Source organism: Pseudomonas sp. 10(2024) (assembly GCF_045164175.1).
Classification (GTDB): domain Bacteria; phylum Pseudomonadota; class Gammaproteobacteria; order Pseudomonadales; family Pseudomonadaceae; genus Aquipseudomonas; species Aquipseudomonas alloputida.
In genome coordinates, this window is sequence record NZ_CP174006.1 from 5,715,120 (window position 1) to 5,732,325 (window position 17,206).

The following is a 17,206-nucleotide window of genomic DNA, read 5'->3' on the forward strand; positions in this document are numbered from 1 at the left end:
GCAGCACAAGACTGCTGTGGAACAGCCTTGTGCTGCAATCGGGCCGCGCAGCGGCCCCCTGGCCCTTACAGGTCGTAATCGCCCGCTGCTTCCGGCTGGTACTCCACTTCCAGCAGCTTCAGCTTGAGGGTCTTGCCCCCCGGTGCCGGCCAATCGATCTGCTCGCCCACCGACAGCCCCAGCAAGGCGCAGCCAATCGGCGCCAGGATCGAGACCTTGCCTTCCGGCCCGGCATCCTTGGGGTACACCAGTGTCAGGTGGTAGTCCTTGCCGCTGGCTTCCTCACGGCAGTGCACCCGCGAGTTCATGGTCACCACGCCCGCCGGCACTTCCTCGTGACCGACCACCTGCTCGGCGCGGTCAAGCTCGTCCTGCAGGGCGAGCACACCCGGCGTACTCTCGTCGAGGCTGTCGATCAGACGCTCCAGACGCTGTACGTCCAATCGGGTGAGGATGAGGGAAGGCTTGGTGCTCATGATCCAGTCAGACTCCTTTGAACAGGCAGTTTTCAATGTGCAAATAAAGCAAAACCCCGCCCAAGGGCGGGGTTTGAGAAGGCTTTGGCGTCACCGACGCAGAACCCGACACTACCACAGCCGGGCAAATACTCAAGCCCCTGCGCTCAGTGTGCCTTAGCCTGATCGCGCAAGACCTGGGCCTCGCGGCAGATCTGCCGGCGCCGTTCGTCATCGGCCGAGCGCCATTCGCGAATGTGCTCGACATGCCGATGGCAACCGGTGCACACCCGCTGTTCGTCCAGCCGGCATACGCTGATGCACGGTGACGGCACTGCAGGGCTGACGTTGCTGTAAAGCGGCTTGGGCGGCCGGGCCTGGGCGCTACTCATGTCAGATTTCGTCGAAGTCCAGCTTCTCGCCGGCCCGCTCCCAGACGATACGCTCGAGCATTTCCCCCAGCAACTCTTCGCTCTTTTCGCACACCCACTTGCCGCTGTCTTCGTCGTAATCGAAGTGGAAACCACCGGAGCGGTCGGCAAGCCACAGCTGGCGCAGTGGCTCCTGACGGCTGAAGATCAGCTGGGCACCGCCCTCGAACTTGACGGTCAGGACACCGGCGGAGTTCTCCATGTCCAGGTCCAGACCGCTCTCGTCGAACAGATCTTCCAGGGCCTGTTGGGTCGCGTCGACCAGATCATGGAAACGCGCTTCACTCAAACTCATTGCAGGAACCTCGAAATTGGCTGCGTTACAGGCAAGCCGGGCAAGATACGGGCGCTTGCCGCCGAATGCAAAGGTTTAGCCGTTGCCTTCACCGGCCTCTTCGCGGGCAAGCCCGCTCCTACAGGGGGCTGCGCAGAGGCTAAGCATAGCCCGCCCGGCGGACCGGTCCTTGCATAGGCAAGCCGCCGGTCGCTCGGTATACTCGGGCGCAATACTGCATTTTTCTAAGGATTTCACCCATGAAGCGCCTGATTTCCTCCTTCGCGGCGCTGGTCGCTGTTGCCTGCCTCGTTTCGGCCTGTGGCCAGAAAGGCCCGCTGTATCTGCCTGAAGATGGCGATAACGGCAAAGCGCACACGTCGCACCAGCACCAGCCAAAAGCCAAGCCGGCCCCGGCACAAGAACAGCAGCCCGAGCTGCAGTCCGAGTCCGAGCCCGAGCAGTCGCCAGCGCAGTAAGGAAACCAGATGAACGCTTTCAACTACCGCGACGGTGAGCTGTTCGCGGAAGGCGTGGCCCTGTCGGCCATTGCTGAACGTTACGGCACCCCCACCTACGTGTACTCGCGCGCCCACATCGAGGCCCAGTACCGTAGCTACGCAGACGCCCTGCAAGGCACCGAGCACCTGGTGTGCTTCGCGGTCAAGGCCAACTCCAACCTTGGCGTGCTGAACGTGCTGGCGCGCCTGGGCGCAGGCTTCGACATCGTCTCCGGTGGTGAACTGGAGCGTGTGCTGGCCGCTGGCGGGCATGCCGACCGCGTGGTGTTCTCCGGTGTCGGCAAAACCCGTGAAGACATGCGCCGCGCCCTGGAAGTTGGCGTGCACTGCTTCAACGTCGAATCCACCGACGAGCTGGAGCGCCTGCAAGTAGTCGCCGCCGAAATGGGCAAGGTTGCCCCGGTGTCGCTGCGGGTCAACCCGGACGTCGATGCCGGTACCCACCCGTACATCTCCACCGGCCTCAAAGAAAACAAATTCGGCATCGCCATTGCCGATGCCGAGGCCATCTACGTACGCGCCGCACAGCTACCGAACCTGGAAGTGGTCGGTGTCGACTGCCACATCGGCTCGCAGCTGACCACCGTCGAGCCATTCCTCGACGCCCTCGACCGCCTGCTGGTGCTGGTCGACCGCCTGGCCGAGTGCGGCATACACCTGCGCCACCTGGACCTGGGTGGCGGTGTCGGCGTGCGCTACCGCGACGAACAGCCACCACGGGTGGCCGACTACATCAAGGCCATCCGCGAGCGCGTGGGCGAGCGCGACCTGGCCCTGGTGTTCGAACCAGGCCGCTACATCGTCGCCAACGCTGGCGTGCTGCTGACCCGCGTGGAATACCTCAAGCACACCGAACACAAGGACTTCGCCATCATCGATGCAGCGATGAACGACCTGATCCGCCCGGCCCTCTACCAGGCCTGGATGGGTGTCAGCGCGGTCAAGCCACGTGCAGGCGAAGGCCGTGCCTACGACCTGGTCGGCCCTATCTGCGAGACTGGCGACTTCCTCGGCAAGGACCGCGTCCTCAACCTGGCCGAAGGTGACCTGCTGGCCGTAGAGTCCGCGGGCGCCTATGGTTTTGTCATGAGTTCCAACTACAACACCCGCGGCCGTTGCGCTGAAATCCTGGTCGACGGCGACCAGGCGTTCGAAGTACGCCGCCGCGAGACCGTCGCCGAACTGTATGCTGGCGAAAGCCTGCTGCCGGAGTAAGCCCATGCTGCTGCGTTTTACCAAGATGCATGGGCTGGGCAACGACTTCATGGTCCTGGACCTGGTCAGCCAGCACGCGCACATCCAGCCCAAGCACGCCAAGCAATGGGGTGATCGCCATACCGGTGTCGGCTTCGACCAGTTGCTGATCGTCGAGGCGCCGAACAACCCGGAAGTGGACTTCCGCTACCGCATCTTCAACGCCGACGGCTCCGAGGTCGAGCAATGCGGCAACGGTGCGCGCTGCTTTGCCCGCTTCGTGCTGGACAAGCGCCTGACCGCGAAAAAGCGCATCCGCGTGGAAACCAAGAGCGGCATCATCGTGCTGGACGTGCAGAACGACGGCCAGGTGAGTGTCGACATGGGCCCACCCCGCTTCATCCCTGCCGAAATCCCCTTCGTTGCTGACGCGCAGGCGCTGAGCTACCCACTGGAGGTCGACGGCCAGCTGCATTCCATAGCCGCCGTGTCCATGGGTAACCCGCACGCCGTGCTGCGTGTCGACGACGTGCATACTGCCCCCGTGCACGAGCTGGGCCCGAAGATCGAAAACCACCCACGCTTCCCACAGCGGGTGAATGCCGGCTTCATTCAAGTCATCGACCGCCACCGCGCCAACCTGCGCGTGTGGGAACGCGGCGCCGGCGAAACCCAGGCTTGCGGCACCGGCGCCTGCGCCGCGGCCGTGGCGGCGATCAGCCAGGGCTGGATGGACTCCCCGGTGTCCCTCGACCTGCCCGGTGGCCGCCTGCACATCGAATGGGCCGGCCCCGGCAAGCCCGTGATGATGACTGGCCCGGCCGTACGCGTCTATGAAGGACAGGTTCGTCTCTAAACGAGTAACCGCCATGACCGATCAGCCCAAGGTTGTACCCAAGCAGTCCGCCGAGCTCGATGCCGAAGCGGTGGTCGCCTACCTGCGCGCCCACCCCACCTTCTTCGCCGAGCACGACGAGCTGCTGATCGAACAGCACATCCCGCATCAGCGAGGAGACAGCGTGTCGCTGGTGGAACGCCAGCTCAAGCTGCTGCGTGACCGCAACATCGAAATGCGCCATCGCCTGTCGCAACTGATGGACGTGGCCCGCGACAACGACCGGCTGTTCGACAAGACCCGCCGGCTGATCCTTGACCTGCTCGATGCCGGCAGCCTGGAAGAAGTGGTAATGGCGGTCGAAGACAGCCTGCGCCAGGAATTCCAGGTGCCCTTCGTCAGCCTGATCCTGTTCGGCGACAACGTCGCGCCGGTCGGGCGCTGGGTCAGCAATGCCGAGGCGCAGCAAGCCATCGGTGCCCTGCTGGGCGGTGGCAAGACCGTCAGTGGCAACCTGCGCGAGCACGAGCTGGCGTTCCTGTTCGGTGAAGAACAGCGCCGGGAAGTAGGCTCCAGCGCCGTGGCAGCTCTTGAGTACCAAGGGCTGCATGGGGTTCTGGCCATCGGCAGCCGCGACCCGCAACACTACAAAAGCAGCGTCGGTACCCTTTTCCTCGGCTATATCGCCGAGGTGCTCGGCCGCGTTGTGCCACGCGTTACCCAGACCCTGCGCCCGGTACGCTGATGAAACGCCAGCTGGAGGCTTATTGCGCACACCTGCGCAACGAGCGCCAGGTGTCGGAGCACACCTCGCAGGGCTACCGTCGCGACCTGGAAAAAGTCATCGCCTACTGCGCAGAACACGGCATTGCCGATTGGCAGGCGCTGCAAATCCAGCAGCTGCGCCAGCTGATCGCCCGCTTGCACCACCATGGCCAATCTCCGCGCAGCCTGGCACGCCTACTGTCGGCAGTGCGCGGCCTGTACCGCTACCTCAACCGCGAAGGCCTGTGCCAGCACGACCCGGCCAACGGCCTGAGCGCGCCCAAAGGTGAGCGGCGGCTGCCCAAGGTACTGGATACCGACCGCGCACTGCAGCTGCTCGATGGTGGCGTCGACGACGACTTCATCGCCCGGCGTGACCAGGCGATCCTCGAACTGTTCTATTCCTCGGGCCTACGCCTATCGGAACTGACCAACCTCGATCTTGATCACCTCGACCTCGCCGCCGGCCTGGTGCAGGTACTGGGCAAGGGTGGAAAAGCCCGCGTACTGCCGGTGGGTCGCAAGGCTCGCGAGGCGTTGCAGGCCTGGTACCGTTTGCGCGGCATCGGCAACCCACGCGACCGGGCAGTGTTCATTACCCGCCAGGGCAATCGCATCAGCCCCCGGGCAGTGAGGCTGCGGGTAAAGGTTGCCGGTGAGCGTGAGCTGGGCCAACACCTGCACCCGCACATGCTTCGCCATTCCTTCGCCAGCCATGTGCTGGAATCATCCCAGGACCTGCGCGCGGTGCAGGAGATGCTCGGCCATGCCGACATCAGCACGACGCAAATCTACACCCACCTGGACTTCCAGCACCTGGCCGCGGTGTACGACAGCGCCCACCCTCGGGCCAAACGCAGCAAAGGCACAGACTCATGAGCATCAAGCTGATCACCTTCGACCTCGACGATACCCTGTGGGACACCGCGCCGGTGATTGCCACCGCGGAAGTCGTGCTGCGCGACTGGCTCGAAGCCAACGCACCAACCCTCGGTAGCGTGCCGGTGGAACACCTGTTCGCCATCCGCGAGCGCCTGGTGCAAGCAGAGCCCGGCCTCAAGCACCGCATCAGCGCCCTGCGCAGGCGCGTGCTGTTCCATGCCCTGGAAGAGGTCGGCTACAGCGAGCAGCACGCACAGGCGCTGGCCAACGAAGGCTTCGAAGTGTTCCTGCATGCGCGCCACCAGGTGGAGATCTTCCCAGAGGTACAACCGGTGCTTGAGATCTTGCGCCATCAATACATCCTGGGGGTGGTCACCAACGGCAATGCCGACGTCAGCCGGCTGGGGCTGGCCGATTACTTCCGCTTTGCCCTGTGCGCCGAGGACCTGGGCATTGGCAAGCCAGACCCCGCACCATTCCTTGAAGCGTTGCGCCGCGGCGAGGTGGACGCGGGTGCGGCGGTTCATATTGGCGATCACCCTGGCGATGATATTGCCGGTGCCCAGCGCGCCGGTTTGCGCGCGGTGTGGTTCAACCCGCAGGGCAAGGCCTGGACTGGCGATCAGGCGCCGGATGCCGAAATCCAGCGCCTGTCGCAGCTGCCCGACGTGCTCGCGCGCTGGCGCTGACGGGGGCCGCAGCGACGGCGTGCTACTTTGCTTAGCCGCCAGCAAACCTGCGCTGCATGTTTTGACGACGCAGCAACCACATCAATATGCCGCCTTTGATGAACTCTGAAATAACAATCAAACCGAGCATCAGCCACGGATTGTAGTCAGGTACCAAGCTAGCCCATACCAACAGCACCGAAAACGACGGAACAGCGAACAGCAGCCGCCAAAGTATTTGCGCTAACCCAACATAAATACCCGCCTTTCGAGCGCCCAGCAAAAGCGCCGCGCTGAAAATGATCGACGCCTGCATAACGAGGTTGATCACCATAAGTACCACAGTGAGCAAGCCTTGCTCGCTCCAAATGCTCAGCGTGTTCTGCAGGTCCGTAACTACCGGGAAATGCCCACGCCGAATACTTCCTACGACGTAGAGCAATAGATAAAGGGCATCCAGCCCTCCCCAAAACCGCATTACCCACCCCTCTACTTTTCGTCCGGCGGGCATCATTTTTTTTCTCGGTGTTCATAGGTTTCAAAAGGAAGGACCGGTTGCCAGTGCCAAGACTTTCCACTGATCTGCCACTTGTCCTCTCCCTCTAAGTACCGCTGGGTGATAGCCCGTAGCTCACCATAGCGATGAATGACAGATCGCGATACCAAGTGATCTTCGTGACTATCAAGGGGAACCCACTGCTGGGTCACGACGCGCGAAGTGTTGTCATAATCCTTGCCTTCCGAACCGAAAATACGACCCTCGTCACCTAGCGAGCCAAGGCGGTTCTGCAGCATGGAAAATGTATTTTTCAATCCGTCATAATCGATGTCGATGGTGCGCCACTTACCGGGACCTTTTTCGTTTTCAGCCAGCCTATTACTCTGCGCAGGCATAGGGAAGCATTGCGCCGCGCCGAAGTGATCATCGAGCCTCATAGGCCTAGTTGGATCGTTGGTCAAAAACAGCCACCTGCCGTCTCTGATCTCTTTTACTGCCCTTTCCAGATCTGGCTCAGAGAGCACTTGCCCGAGCGTGAAGCCGCAATCTCTCAGGAACTCTGTCTTACCGTGCAAGCACTCCCAGCCTCTGAGCGCACGCTTTACTCTCCCCTCAGCAAAGAAAGGGTCTTCCACCTTAGGCAAGTCTTCCTTGCGAAGCTCGCGACGACGAACCAATTTGTCCATAAGTCCTCCAGGCTTGAAGCGTGATGCTTGCCTGGCATCGCAAAGAAGATCTATCAGATACATCCTTTATACTTGTGGGAAATTTCTCTTATTTCCTGACGCCCACAAAAAAGCCCGCAGCGACGGCGGGCTTTTTTGCGATCAGCCACTCAGATAGGGCGGCTGCCGTACTTGTTGTCTGGCTTCTTGGGCGGGTCAGCGACCACGTTGGCCTCGACTTCCTGCACCTTGCCACCGCGAGAAAGGAATTCTTCCATCGCCTTGGCCAGTGCATCACGCTCTTTCTGCTTGGCTTCCATGCTCGGCATCTCGTCTACCGAGACTGCTGCCTTGGATTTGCCCTTGGCAACGGGTGCCGGGCTGCTGTCGTCATCGCCAGCGTCTTCCACGCCGTCGTCAGCCGCCCCTTCAAGGACCTCATCACCCTCGTCTTCGTCGCCTACTTCGAGGTCATCATTTTCCAGATCGTCGTCGCTCATGTTCTACCTCATGACTTGCGAAAAGCAGGTTGGTTATAGACCAGTGCAGCCGTAGACCGGCAGCCACCAGTGAAAATTCAACTGGCCGTGGGTTAGGCCACTGCCCTTGGGTCGGCACTCCTGATGGGAGGCGGCACCCAGCAGGCCCTGCTCCTGGCAGGACCTGACAAATCCATTAGCCCCTGCTGGCCACACGCTATTGGCAAGCCTAGCAAAGGCTGGCGAAGTGTGCGGACTACTCGTCAAACACCCTTCGGCGCGCATTCTAGCGCGCCCGTGGAAAAAGCAAAGCACCATAAACGCCCTGCGGCTTGTAAGTTTTTTACCTACGTCACGAACGTGTCGAATAAACCGTTTGCCGTGCGGGAAATGCTGAAAAACTGGCAAAAAAATGCCCGGCAAGCCGGGCAAGTTTTTACCGCGTCGCAGTTACAGGTTGTAGCCGCGCTCGTTGTGCTGAGCCAGGTCGAGGCCGACCGACTCTTCTTCTTCGTTGACCCGCAGGCCCATCACCACATCCAGCACCTTGAGAATCACGTAGGTGACGATGGCGGTGTAGACCACGGTGAAAATCACACCTTTGGCCTGGATCCAGACTTGCATGCCGATGTCGGTGACGGTACCGAAGCCGCCCAGCGCCGGAGCCGCGAATACACCCGTGAGGATGGCGCCGATGATGCCGCCAACACCGTGCACGCCGAAGGCATCCAGCGAATCGTCATAGCCGAGTTTGCGCTTGAGCGTGGTGGCGCAGAAGTAGCAGAGCACACCCGAAACCAGGCCGATGATCAGCGCGCCAATCGGCCCGACGGTGCCCGCAGCCGGGGTGATGGCGACCAGGCCAGCAACCACGCCCGAAGCGATGCCCAGAGCACTTGGCTTACCGTGACCGACCCACTCGGCGAACATCCAGCCCAGCGCGGCGGCGGCGGTAGCGATCTGAGTGACCAGCATGGCCATGCCGGCAGTACCGTTGGCGGCAGCAGCAGAGCCTGCGTTGAAACCGAACCAGCCGATCCACAGCATCGCTGCACCCATCAGGGTATAGCCGAGGTTGTGCGGGGCCATCGGCGTGGTCGGGTAGCCCTTGCGCTTGCCCAGTACCAGGCAGCAGACCAGGCCTGCGATACCGGCGTTGATGTGCACCACGGTGCCGCCGGCGAAGTCCAGTACGCCCCAGTCCCACATCAGGGCACCGTCACCGCTCCACACCATGTGGGCGATCGGCGCATACACCAGGGTGAACCAGATACCCATGAATACGAGCATCGCCGAGAACTTCATGCGCTCGGCAAAGGCACCGACGATCAACGCCGGGGTGATGATGGCGAACGTCATCTGGAAGGTGATGAACACCGCTTCAGGGAACAGCGCGGTGGCCGAGGTCAGGCTGTCGGGCGTGACGCCGCTGAGGAAGGCCTTGGAGAAGCCGCCAACGAAGGAGTTGAAGTTGAGCACGCCCTTTTCCATACCGGCGGTATCGAAGGCCATGCTGTAGCCGTAGACGACCCAGAGAATGCTCATCAAGCCGGTGATTGCAAAGCATTGCATCATCACCGACAGCACGTTCTTGGATCGCACCATGCCGCCATAGAACAGGGCCAGGCCCGGAATGGTCATGAACAGCACCAGCGCCGTTGCGGTCAGCATCCAGGCGGTGTCGCCGGAATTAAGCGCTGGGGCAGCTTCCTCTGCCAGGGCAAGCCCAGGCATTACGAGGGACAATAGGGCTCCTAGCCCTGCGATCTTACGCAGAGTCATGTTGTTTTCTCCTGGGGCGTTGGGTTTGGTGAGGCTTTTTTGCTGCTTAGATCGCGTCGGTATCGGTTTCGCCGGTACGGATGCGGATCGCCTGCTCCAGATTCACCACGAAAATCTTGCCGTCACCGATCTTGCCGGTGTTGGCTGCCTTGGTGATGGCTTCGATTACCCGATCAAGGTCTTTGTCATCGATGGCGACATCGATCTTCACCTTGGGCAGGAAATCGACCACATATTCAGCACCGCGATACAGCTCGGTGTGGCCCTTCTGCCGACCGAAACCTTTGACTTCGGTGACGGTGATGCCCTGCACGCCGATTTCCGACAGCGACTCGCGCACGTCGTCCAGCTTGAACGGCTTGATGATGGCTGTGACTAGCTTCATGAAACTCTCTCCCGATTTGGTGGACTTGCCCCAGGAAAACAAACCCGTCTCAAGTCTAAGCGCAGCGGTTGGCTTTGTAACGCGTCGTCGGCATCCGGCTCCGCGTGCGCACTGCCTGGTCACAAGGAACTGCTTCAGTGCATGGCTCGTACAGGTCTTTGCAGAAACCTTGCCAGTTCCGACAAAGCGCCGAAAAACAGCGCGTTATGTGATTTGGTCGGGATTGGCCAGTCGCCAGCATGGGAAACATGCACAATTTCGGTGCACAGCAGCGGGGCAAGCTGCGCGAAAAATGTGCAACGGATTAGAAACCGCAGATCATTCATTGTGGGAGCAACTGTCTTGCTCAATTTCTAAAAGTTGGCGCGATCGCTGTGGGAGCGGGCTTGCCCGCGAACACGGGCGAAGCCCGTGCCATCCACCGCGGTGTTTTCTTCGCGGGTAAACCCGCTCCTAGGAAGGCCAATGTGCACTCAGGCGCCAGGTTTGTGCGTGCTACACTGGCGGCCATTTCTCAGTTTCAGTGGACAGCCCCATGCTCCCGCCCAAAGCCCTTCTCGATGCCCTGAGCGAACAGGCCTCGCGCCTGTTCAGCAGCGATGCCGCCCAGCCCCGTGCGGAACTGGAAAGCCAGTTCAAAGTGTTGATGCAAGGCGCCTTCAGCAAGCTGGACCTGGTCAGCCGCGATGAATTCGACAGCCAGATGGTTGTACTGGCGCGCACCCGCGCACGCCTCGAGGCCTTGGAAAAACAGGTAGCCGAGCTGGAAGCCCGGCTGAACCCAACTTCACAGGATGAATGAATGCAGCCCTCCAGCGCATACCCGGTACTGTTGTTTTCCTACGGCACCTTGCAGGATAAAGCCGTGCAGTTAGCCAACTTTGGCCGTGAGCTGAACGGCCAGGCCGACCGTATGCCGGGCTACCGCCTGGACTGGGTCGAGATCACCGACCCGGGCGTACTGGCGACCAGCGGCAAGTCTCATCACCCCATCGTTTCCCCCAGCAGCCAGGCCAACGACAGCGTGGCCGGCATGGTCTTCCAGATCAGCGAAGACGAACTGGCAGCGGCGGACCGCTATGAAGTTGCCGACTACAAGCGCGTCGCCGTCACCCTTGCATCGGGCCTGACAGCCTGGGTTTATGTGCGCGCCTGAGCCCGTCCGATGCAGGCTTAACCCGCAACGACTCGGCTTGGGTAAAGGCCTGTTTCGGTGGTAGTTCACTTGCATGCAGTGTGCCGCGGAACAATGCCGCCCCGCACTGAGTAAACAACGTCTTCACCCGGCTGTGCGAATTGAGGATCTGGGCCTGGATATCACCAATGGCCGAATCCCTTGGTTGCAAGCTGGCCGCTCGGTTGACCCATTGGATGGCGGCAAAGCGGCTTTGCTTGCGGGTGCCACGCCCCTGCATCCAGGCCAGCCCCAGTTCGGCGCTGGCACGCCCTGCAAGCCACGGGTCCGGGTGCTCGACCAGGCTCAGCAGGTAAGCAACCGCCTCACTTCGCTCCTGCGCCTCACCAAACCGGCGTAACAAAATCCCCAGGTGCAACCGCGCACACGCGTTGGTCTGCCCGTTGCCCAGCGCGTCGACAAGCAGGCGCCTGACCGCCAGCATGGCACTGCGCTCGTTCAGATCCTCATCGCCGTCCATGCGCAGGCAGGCCAGGTTGTACTTGGCCTGCCTGCTGCCCGCCTCCACCGCACGCTGCAGCCAGTAGCCGGCTGCCTCGTCATCCAGGTAATGCGCCGGGGTGTTGGCCATGCCGCCATGGTGCAGCTCATACAAGGCCAGGGCAGCACCCGGCAGGTTCAGTTCGGCGCAGCGTTCATACAGATAGCAGGCCACTTCATGCCGGTTGGCTGCCCACAGCAATCGCGCCACTTCAAGCACTTCGAACCCCGGTGCCTGGCCCGCGAACTGGCGACTCACCGCCCGTTGCAACCATAGCCTTGCCTGCTCGGCCGAGCGTGGCAGCGCCCACAGCCCGAAACGGTGCCCGACAGCGCGTAATGCACAGGCAGCAGCATGTGAACGGCCGTCACACAGGCGCTCAATGGCGCTGTGTAACAGTTGCCTCTCATCTGCCATGCCATTGCGCAGTATCAGCTCGGCCAAACAGCGAAACGGCACGCCCATGGCGCGGATGGCGCCGAGATCGGCATTGCACGCCAAGCTCGCGGCAAAGTCGCGCATAGCGCCAGCATGGTCGCCCGATACCCTGCTGCGCAGTGCCCCCCGCCATGCCAGAACGACAGCACGTTCCCTGGGCCTCAACGGGCGTTGTGACCAGTCTTCGAACACGTGCTGCCAGTCGGCGACGGCCTGCAACGGATCAGCCTGTGGCAGCATCAGCCGGCCTTCGACGGCCATCCAGTGCAGCGCATTACGCAAACGCTCGTCCCAGGTTGCGCACAACGGGCCACTGATCAACAGCTCGAACGCATCGAGGCTGCCGCCCCAGCGGGGCAGCAGGTACACAGCAAGGGCCTGGATCGCTTCGAAGCAGCCGGGGCGGGCGATCAGCGCATGGCGCAGCCAGTAATAGCGAGGGTCCTCGTTTTCATGGTCGACCCGCTTGCCCAGGTAGCGCGGCAGCGCCTGTGGCAGCTCGGCCAAGGGCAACAGCCCATGCCTCACCAGCAACGGCGCTGCAGCTTCCTGTACCTCTACATCGGCATGGGCACTGGGCCTGAAGCGTGCAGGCTCCCCCTGAAACAGTTGCAGCAACCAACCAGGCTCATGGAACTGCGCACTGATGCGCAGCATGCCAATGGCCGCTGCCACGGGGTGCGCAGAGCGGTCCATTGCACGCAAAAGGTGCGCGGTGGCGGATTCACAAATTTGCGCGACAGCCAGCAAGCGTGCAGCGTTGCGCTGGCCATCAACCTGCACCTGGCAGGCCCGGTGGAAGCAGTGCATACCCATTACCACCTGTGGGTGGTAAGCCCTGGGGCACGCGTCGATCCAGGCTCTGAGCACTTGGCTCAGGGCCCTGTCACTCTGGTTTTCCTGGTCGAGCAGCATGTGCCCTTCAATGGCCGCCAAGTAGGCCGGGAACTCGCCGGGCGGGGCCTGACGCCACTGAGCCTCAAGCCTGTCGAAAAAGCGGTTGAGTTCAACGAATGCACTGGCCTGCACCAGTTCGCGCATTACCTGGTGCGTGCGGGTGAGCATTTGCACGGTGCAATACCTCAAGTCCATTTGAAAGAAGACGCAGTGCCATCCCATGGCAACTGCGGTTGCCCAACAACACTAAGTCATACCTGACGACTGCGCAAAGCCTATTGGATCCATTTTTGCCGAACCGCATGAAAACGCAGGGAAAACCCCTGCCCTGAAAAACCACGACGCACACTTGTTGCGCCGGCGTTGGCAGCACTGGCTATTCTTTGCCCAGCCGCAGGAAGCGGCATTTTCCAGCAACAACGGAGTGTTCATGTCCCTAGCCCTCGTCCACAGCCGCGCCCAGGTTGGCGTGCAGGCACCGGCGGTCAGCGTCGAAACCCACCTGGCCAACGGCCTGCCTCATCTCACCCTGGTCGGCCTGCCGGAAACCACGGTCAAGGAAAGCAAGGACCGGGTGCGCAGCGCCATCGTCAACTCCGGGCTGAAGTACCCACAGCGGCGCATTACCCAGAACCTCGCCCCCGCCGACCTGCCCAAGGATGGCGGCCGATATGACCTGGCCATCGCCCTGGGCATCCTCGCCGCCGACGGCCAGGTGCCGATTGCCACCCTGACCGATATGGAATGCCTGGGCGAACTGGCGCTGTCGGGGAAACTGCGCCCGGTGCAGGGCGTGCTACCTGCGGCACTGGCGGCACGCGAAGCAGGCCGGGCGCTGGTGGTACCGCGGGAAAACGCCGAGGAAGCCAGCCTGGCGGGCGGGTTGGTGGTGTATGCGGTGGGCCACCTGCTGGAGTTGGTCGCCCACCTGAACGGCCAGGTGCCGCTGCCGCCCTACGCTGCCAACGGCCTGATCCTGCAGCAACGCCCCTACCCGGATTTGAGCGAAGTGCAGGGCCAACTGGCAGCCAAGCGCGCCTTGCTGCTGGCTGCGGCCGGGGCGCACAACCTGCTCAGGTTGTGGGATAATGCACCAACAGCACAGGAACCCGACCGATGAAGCCGAAAGCCTATAGCTACGCTCGTTTCAGCACCCCCGAGCAAGGCAAGGGGGATAGCTACCGGCGCCAGCGAGCAGCCGCAGAAGAATACTGCGCAGCCAACGGCTTGGAGCTAGCCGATACCAAGGAATACCGTTTCTTCGACAACGGGAGAAGTGCTTACAAGGCCAAGCATCTGAACGATACCGGCGATTTCGGCCGATTCCTGAGCTACGTCGATGAGGGGAGGATTGCGCCTGGAAGCTACTTGCTAGTGGAAAGTCTCGACCGGCTCAGCCGCGAAGAAGTGAAAGACGCCCTGCCCCGCTTTCTTGACCTGTTGAAGAAAGGCATACGCATCCGTACGAGTATCGACAATCACCTTTACACGGAAAACTACAACCTAACCGACCTAATCATATCGGTAATTTCGATGTCACGTGCCCACGAGGAATCAAGCACGAAGGGCATTCGTGTGGCAGCTGCTTGGCGCGAGAAGCGTGGCCTTGCCCGCAGTGACAAGAAAGTTCCCCTTGGTGCAGCCTGCCCATACTGGTTGAAGCTGATGGACGGCGCCTACGTTGAAGTGGAAGAACGCGTTCAGGTCGTCCGCCGCATCTTTGATATGACAATCGCAGGTTATGGCCAAGCGGTCATCTCACGTCGCTTGAACGAAGAAGGTGTTCCCGTCTTTGGTAGCACGCGTTCGACAAAGGAAAAGCCAAGGAACAAGAGCGGACTATGGGGCACCAGCTCCGTACAGAAGATCCTGCATAACCGAGCGTTACTAGGTGAATACCAGCCCACGCACTTAGTTGACCGCATCCGGCAAAACGACGGTGACCCCATCCAAGGCTACTACCCGGAAATCATCAGCCCAGATGTATTCCTGCAAGCTAAGGCCGCACGGGCACAACGTCAAACCAGCGGCTCTACCAAGCAGTCGAAGAACTTCAACATCTGGCAGGGCATTGCCAAGTGCCAGCTCTGCGGAGATGCCATGCACTTGATCAACAAGGGCCGACCACCCAAGGGCTATACATACCTGCAATGCTACTCAGCTAAGAAAGGTCAGTGCTGTAACGGCAGCATCCGAATCGAACAGACTGAAGCCGTCTTCAAGGAAATCCTAACCAACGTAGACAGCATGTCGCTGATCAACGGCAAAAGCGCAGAGATTCGCAAGAGCCTTGAGATTGCAGAAGGCCACTTCGGAGTTGTGGCCGATAAGCTGCAACAGGCCACTGAGGTTTACACGGCTGTCGCGACGATTGCTGGCGCCAAGCGGATACAAGAATTGGAAAGCGAATATGCCCAGTGCCTTGCCACAAGGGACGAACTCAGGGGGCAGCTAGCATCGCATCGCGTGATTAATAAAAAAGACTATCTCAAGCAGCTGGACCTCGTGAGCTACGAAAGAAGAGCTGCTGCTAACAGCCTGCTAAAACGATTGGGCATTCAGGTGCAGTTCAAACGCGACAATCCGAACCGGTTCCAATGCAGGGTGCTGGACAAGTCTGACGAAGCAGTGAGTGACGACCTGCAACAAATGCTATTCGGTATCCTGTACGAAGACGACCATGCCACCACCCAACCACTTGATCCTGATATCTACGACCGACAGGTCGAGCAGGGGCTAATCACTGCCGCAGTCGCCATCCGCGAACAGGAACAAGATGGCATTGGTTGGCAATGGTTTGGCGGCAAACTGAAAAGGTCATGAAACTACGTCACTCGGCAGCCCCCAAAATTTTTTAAACGGACCTACGCCAACAGTCGAATATCGGCTATGAACCGAGGCGGGAATATCAGGTGGGTGGCCCAAATCTAGACCATCAGTAGGTCGGTGCTTAATGCTTCTGGCTGGCCCGCAGCGAGCCGCACAGTACGATTTCAGAATATCCAAGGCAGCAAAAAGCCGCCCGAAGGCGGCTATGAGCGAAGGCGTTCTATCGCTGAAGTGATGGCGTCAGCGTTGGCATCAAGTGCCTGTAGGCAGGTCATGGTGTTTTCGTGGGCATTTACAGACCCACGCTGCCTGATCCATGTGCTTACTTCTTCGAGGGCTGCCCTCAAGGCAGTCTGGTTTATATGCAGGCTCTCAAGTGCGTCCGCTATTGCCGCGTCCCGGTCTTCCATGTAGGGGTACTCGCTGTGGGCAGATACCGCAGCGTAGGCGATTACGGCACCTGTAGCGCCATTTCTTTCTTGATCCGGTACACAGTGGCAATACCGACATCAGCCAGCTTGGCAATCTCTTCCATCGTGTTTCCATTCCGCTTAAGCAGGCTTGCCACCTGATCCCACTTCTTCTGGTTACGGCCTTTGCCACCAACCTTTTCACCACGGGCACGCTTGATGTCGAGGCCCTGCTTAATCCGCTCTACCCGCTTTTCTTGATCAAGGCGGGCCATGGTGGCCATCAGATCAATCAGCATGCCGTTGATCACATCCATGATCTGACCAGCAATAGTTTGGTCGGCAAGTTGGTGCGTGGTTTCAAGGTCTTGCACCACCAGACGCAGGCCCTTGGACTCAATGATGTGCTTCAACTGCTTCCAGTCAGCTTGAGAAAGGCGTGACAGGCGGTCCACTGATTCCACCAGCAACACATCACCAGCCGTAGCTGAAGCTAGCAGGCGGGACAGCTCAGGGCGTTCCAATTTCGTTCCACTGATGTTCTCGGCATATACAGCTGCCACATTCAGGCCCTTACCCAGGGCGAAGTCCAGCAAAGACTGTTTCGCTCGTTCTGCGTCCTGATCATTAGTCGAAGCACGAAGGTAAAGATGGGCCTTGATCATGATTTATCCTTTGTCATGATAATTGATAGACAAATGATAACCTATCGTTTGGCTAGCAATCAACTGGTGATTGATAGCCTTGGGCCGCTTTTTATCGCCATCTCGGATAACTATACCCAAATGGTAGATGCCCCCCGACTGTCCCCGTTAAACAGGCTACCTTTCAACACACACGAAAAAGCCCGCACATAGGCGGGCTGATGGGCTAGACAAGTTGTATTTCCATATAAATCTTGTGGAATAAGCGGATATGCAGGACTTGGCTAAGCCCCCTGTAGTGCAAGTCCCCGTAAACACTGGGCTGTAGCGGTGTAGCGACGTCCAGCAGGCTCGAAATGGTGGCCAACGGGATTAGATATGGCGTTAGTTTTCCATTAGTTATCTGGCGGCTGCTACTTTCCTTCAAAACTGACGGAAAGTGATGTCGAAGATCGCCCTGGGCTGCGTACACCTTGC

Annotated in this window: 19 protein-coding genes and 1 pseudogene; 10 read left to right on the forward strand and 10 right to left on the reverse strand. The window is 60.3% G+C overall.

The features are described 5' to 3' along the window. Positions 1-65: 65 nt before the first annotated feature. The 3 genes from rnk to cyaY form a co-directional block, all read right to left on the reverse strand. On the reverse strand, positions 66-476 hold the full coding sequence (gene rnk, locus ACI7M0_RS25790; RefSeq protein WP_003253652.1) for a nucleoside diphosphate kinase regulator: 411 nt from the start codon (positions 474-476) through the stop codon (positions 66-68). Between the two features lie 146 nt (positions 477-622). Continuing rightward, positions 623-847 (reverse strand): DUF1289 domain-containing protein, encoded by a 225-nt coding sequence (locus ACI7M0_RS25795; protein WP_104962782.1) that lies wholly within the window; start codon positions 845-847, stop codon positions 623-625. Between the two features lies 1 nt (position 848). Continuing rightward, positions 849-1,181 (reverse strand): iron donor protein CyaY, encoded by a 333-nt coding sequence (gene cyaY / locus ACI7M0_RS25800; protein ID WP_004575827.1) that lies wholly within the window; start codon positions 1,179-1,181, stop codon positions 849-851. A 239-nt stretch (positions 1,182-1,420) separates the two neighbouring features. Here cyaY and ACI7M0_RS25805 point away from each other — a divergent pair, with 239 nt between their 5' ends. From ACI7M0_RS25805 to ACI7M0_RS25830, 6 genes are read left to right on the forward strand one after another with little or no spacing between them, the layout of a single operon-like run. Continuing rightward, positions 1,421-1,639 (forward strand): lipoprotein, encoded by a 219-nt coding sequence (locus ACI7M0_RS25805; RefSeq protein WP_010955745.1) that lies wholly within the window; start codon positions 1,421-1,423, stop codon positions 1,637-1,639. Positions 1,640-1,648: 9 nt separating this feature from the next. Then, a complete protein-coding gene (lysA, locus tag ACI7M0_RS25810) occupies positions 1,649-2,896 on the forward strand; it encodes a diaminopimelate decarboxylase (protein WP_129931902.1) in 1,248 nt (415 codons plus the stop codon). 4 nt (positions 2,897-2,900) lie between these two features. After that, entirely contained in the window at positions 2,901-3,731 is an 831-nt protein-coding gene (gene dapF / locus ACI7M0_RS25815) for a diaminopimelate epimerase (protein WP_014592814.1), read from the forward strand. A 13-nt stretch (positions 3,732-3,744) separates the two neighbouring features. Then, positions 3,745-4,455 carry a DUF484 family protein gene (locus ACI7M0_RS25820; protein ID WP_014592815.1) on the forward strand — a complete coding sequence of 237 codons (711 nt, stop codon included), beginning with the start codon at positions 3,745-3,747 and terminating at the stop codon, positions 4,453-4,455. Then, a complete protein-coding gene (gene xerC / locus ACI7M0_RS25825; RefSeq protein WP_064491273.1) occupies positions 4,455-5,354 on the forward strand; it encodes a tyrosine recombinase XerC in 900 nt (299 codons plus the stop codon). Before ACI7M0_RS25820 ends, xerC begins: the two co-directional genes overlap by 1 nt. Next, entirely contained in the window at positions 5,351-6,046 is a 696-nt protein-coding gene (locus ACI7M0_RS25830) for an HAD family hydrolase (protein ID WP_010955750.1), read from the forward strand. Before xerC ends, ACI7M0_RS25830 begins: the two co-directional genes overlap by 4 nt. A 31-nt stretch (positions 6,047-6,077) precedes the next feature. Here the strand turns inward: ACI7M0_RS25830 and ACI7M0_RS25835 are convergent, their stop codons facing one another. The 5 genes from ACI7M0_RS25835 to glnK form a co-directional block, all read right to left on the reverse strand. Beyond that, positions 6,078-6,539: a hypothetical protein gene (locus ACI7M0_RS25835; RefSeq protein ID WP_129931901.1), complete on the reverse strand. Its 462-nt coding sequence runs from the start codon at positions 6,537-6,539 to the stop codon at positions 6,078-6,080. Next, positions 6,536-7,210 carry a hypothetical protein gene (locus ACI7M0_RS25840; protein WP_129931900.1) on the reverse strand — a complete coding sequence of 225 codons (675 nt, stop codon included), beginning with the start codon at positions 7,208-7,210 and terminating at the stop codon, positions 6,536-6,538. The genes ACI7M0_RS25835 and ACI7M0_RS25840 overlap by 4 nt, the downstream gene beginning before the upstream one ends. A 149-nt stretch (positions 7,211-7,359) precedes the next feature. Further along, entirely contained in the window at positions 7,360-7,689 is a 330-nt protein-coding gene (gene sutA, locus ACI7M0_RS25845; protein ID WP_003253643.1) for a transcriptional regulator SutA, read from the reverse strand. Positions 7,690-8,118: 429 nt separating this feature from the next. Beyond that, the gene (locus tag ACI7M0_RS25850; RefSeq protein WP_010955751.1) at positions 8,119-9,450 is read right to left on the reverse strand and encodes an ammonium transporter; all 1,332 of its coding nucleotides are present in this window, start codon (positions 9,448-9,450) and stop codon (positions 8,119-8,121) included. 46 nt (positions 9,451-9,496) lie between these two features. After that, the gene (glnK, locus tag ACI7M0_RS25855) at positions 9,497-9,835 is read right to left on the reverse strand and encodes a P-II family nitrogen regulator (protein ID WP_002555808.1); all 339 of its coding nucleotides are present in this window, start codon (positions 9,833-9,835) and stop codon (positions 9,497-9,499) included. A 535-nt stretch (positions 9,836-10,370) separates the two neighbouring features. On the opposite strand from glnK, the gene ACI7M0_RS25860 reads away from it, so the two are divergent. Both ACI7M0_RS25860 and ACI7M0_RS25865 read left to right on the forward strand, forming a co-directional pair. Beyond that, positions 10,371-10,637, forward strand: a complete 267-nt coding sequence (locus ACI7M0_RS25860) for an accessory factor UbiK family protein (RefSeq protein WP_014592818.1) — start codon at positions 10,371-10,373, stop codon at positions 10,635-10,637. Then, a complete protein-coding gene (locus ACI7M0_RS25865) occupies positions 10,638-10,991 on the forward strand; it encodes a gamma-glutamylcyclotransferase family protein (RefSeq protein ID WP_020190994.1) in 354 nt (117 codons plus the stop codon). Here the strand turns inward: ACI7M0_RS25865 and ACI7M0_RS25870 are convergent. Beyond that, positions 10,945-13,014, reverse strand: coding sequence for a DUF4034 domain-containing protein (locus tag ACI7M0_RS25870; protein WP_129931913.1), 2,070 nt, complete (start codon positions 13,012-13,014; stop codon positions 10,945-10,947). The genes ACI7M0_RS25865 and ACI7M0_RS25870 overlap by 47 nt on opposite strands. Before the next feature lie 262 nt (positions 13,015-13,276). Here ACI7M0_RS25870 and ACI7M0_RS25875 point away from each other — a divergent pair. Then, positions 13,277-13,921: pseudogene (locus ACI7M0_RS25875) on the forward strand (magnesium chelatase domain-containing protein); the annotation flags it as partial. A 41-nt stretch (positions 13,922-13,962) separates the two neighbouring features. Then, positions 13,963-15,669 carry a recombinase family protein gene (locus ACI7M0_RS25880; protein ID WP_129931899.1) on the forward strand — a complete coding sequence of 569 codons (1,707 nt, stop codon included), beginning with the start codon at positions 13,963-13,965 and terminating at the stop codon, positions 15,667-15,669. Positions 15,670-16,126: 457 nt separating this feature from the next. Here the strand turns inward: ACI7M0_RS25880 and ACI7M0_RS25885 are convergent, their stop codons facing one another. Beyond that, on the reverse strand, positions 16,127-16,747 hold the full coding sequence (locus ACI7M0_RS25885; protein WP_129931912.1) for a recombinase family protein: 621 nt from the start codon (positions 16,745-16,747) through the stop codon (positions 16,127-16,129). Positions 16,748-17,206: the final 459 nt, after the last annotated feature.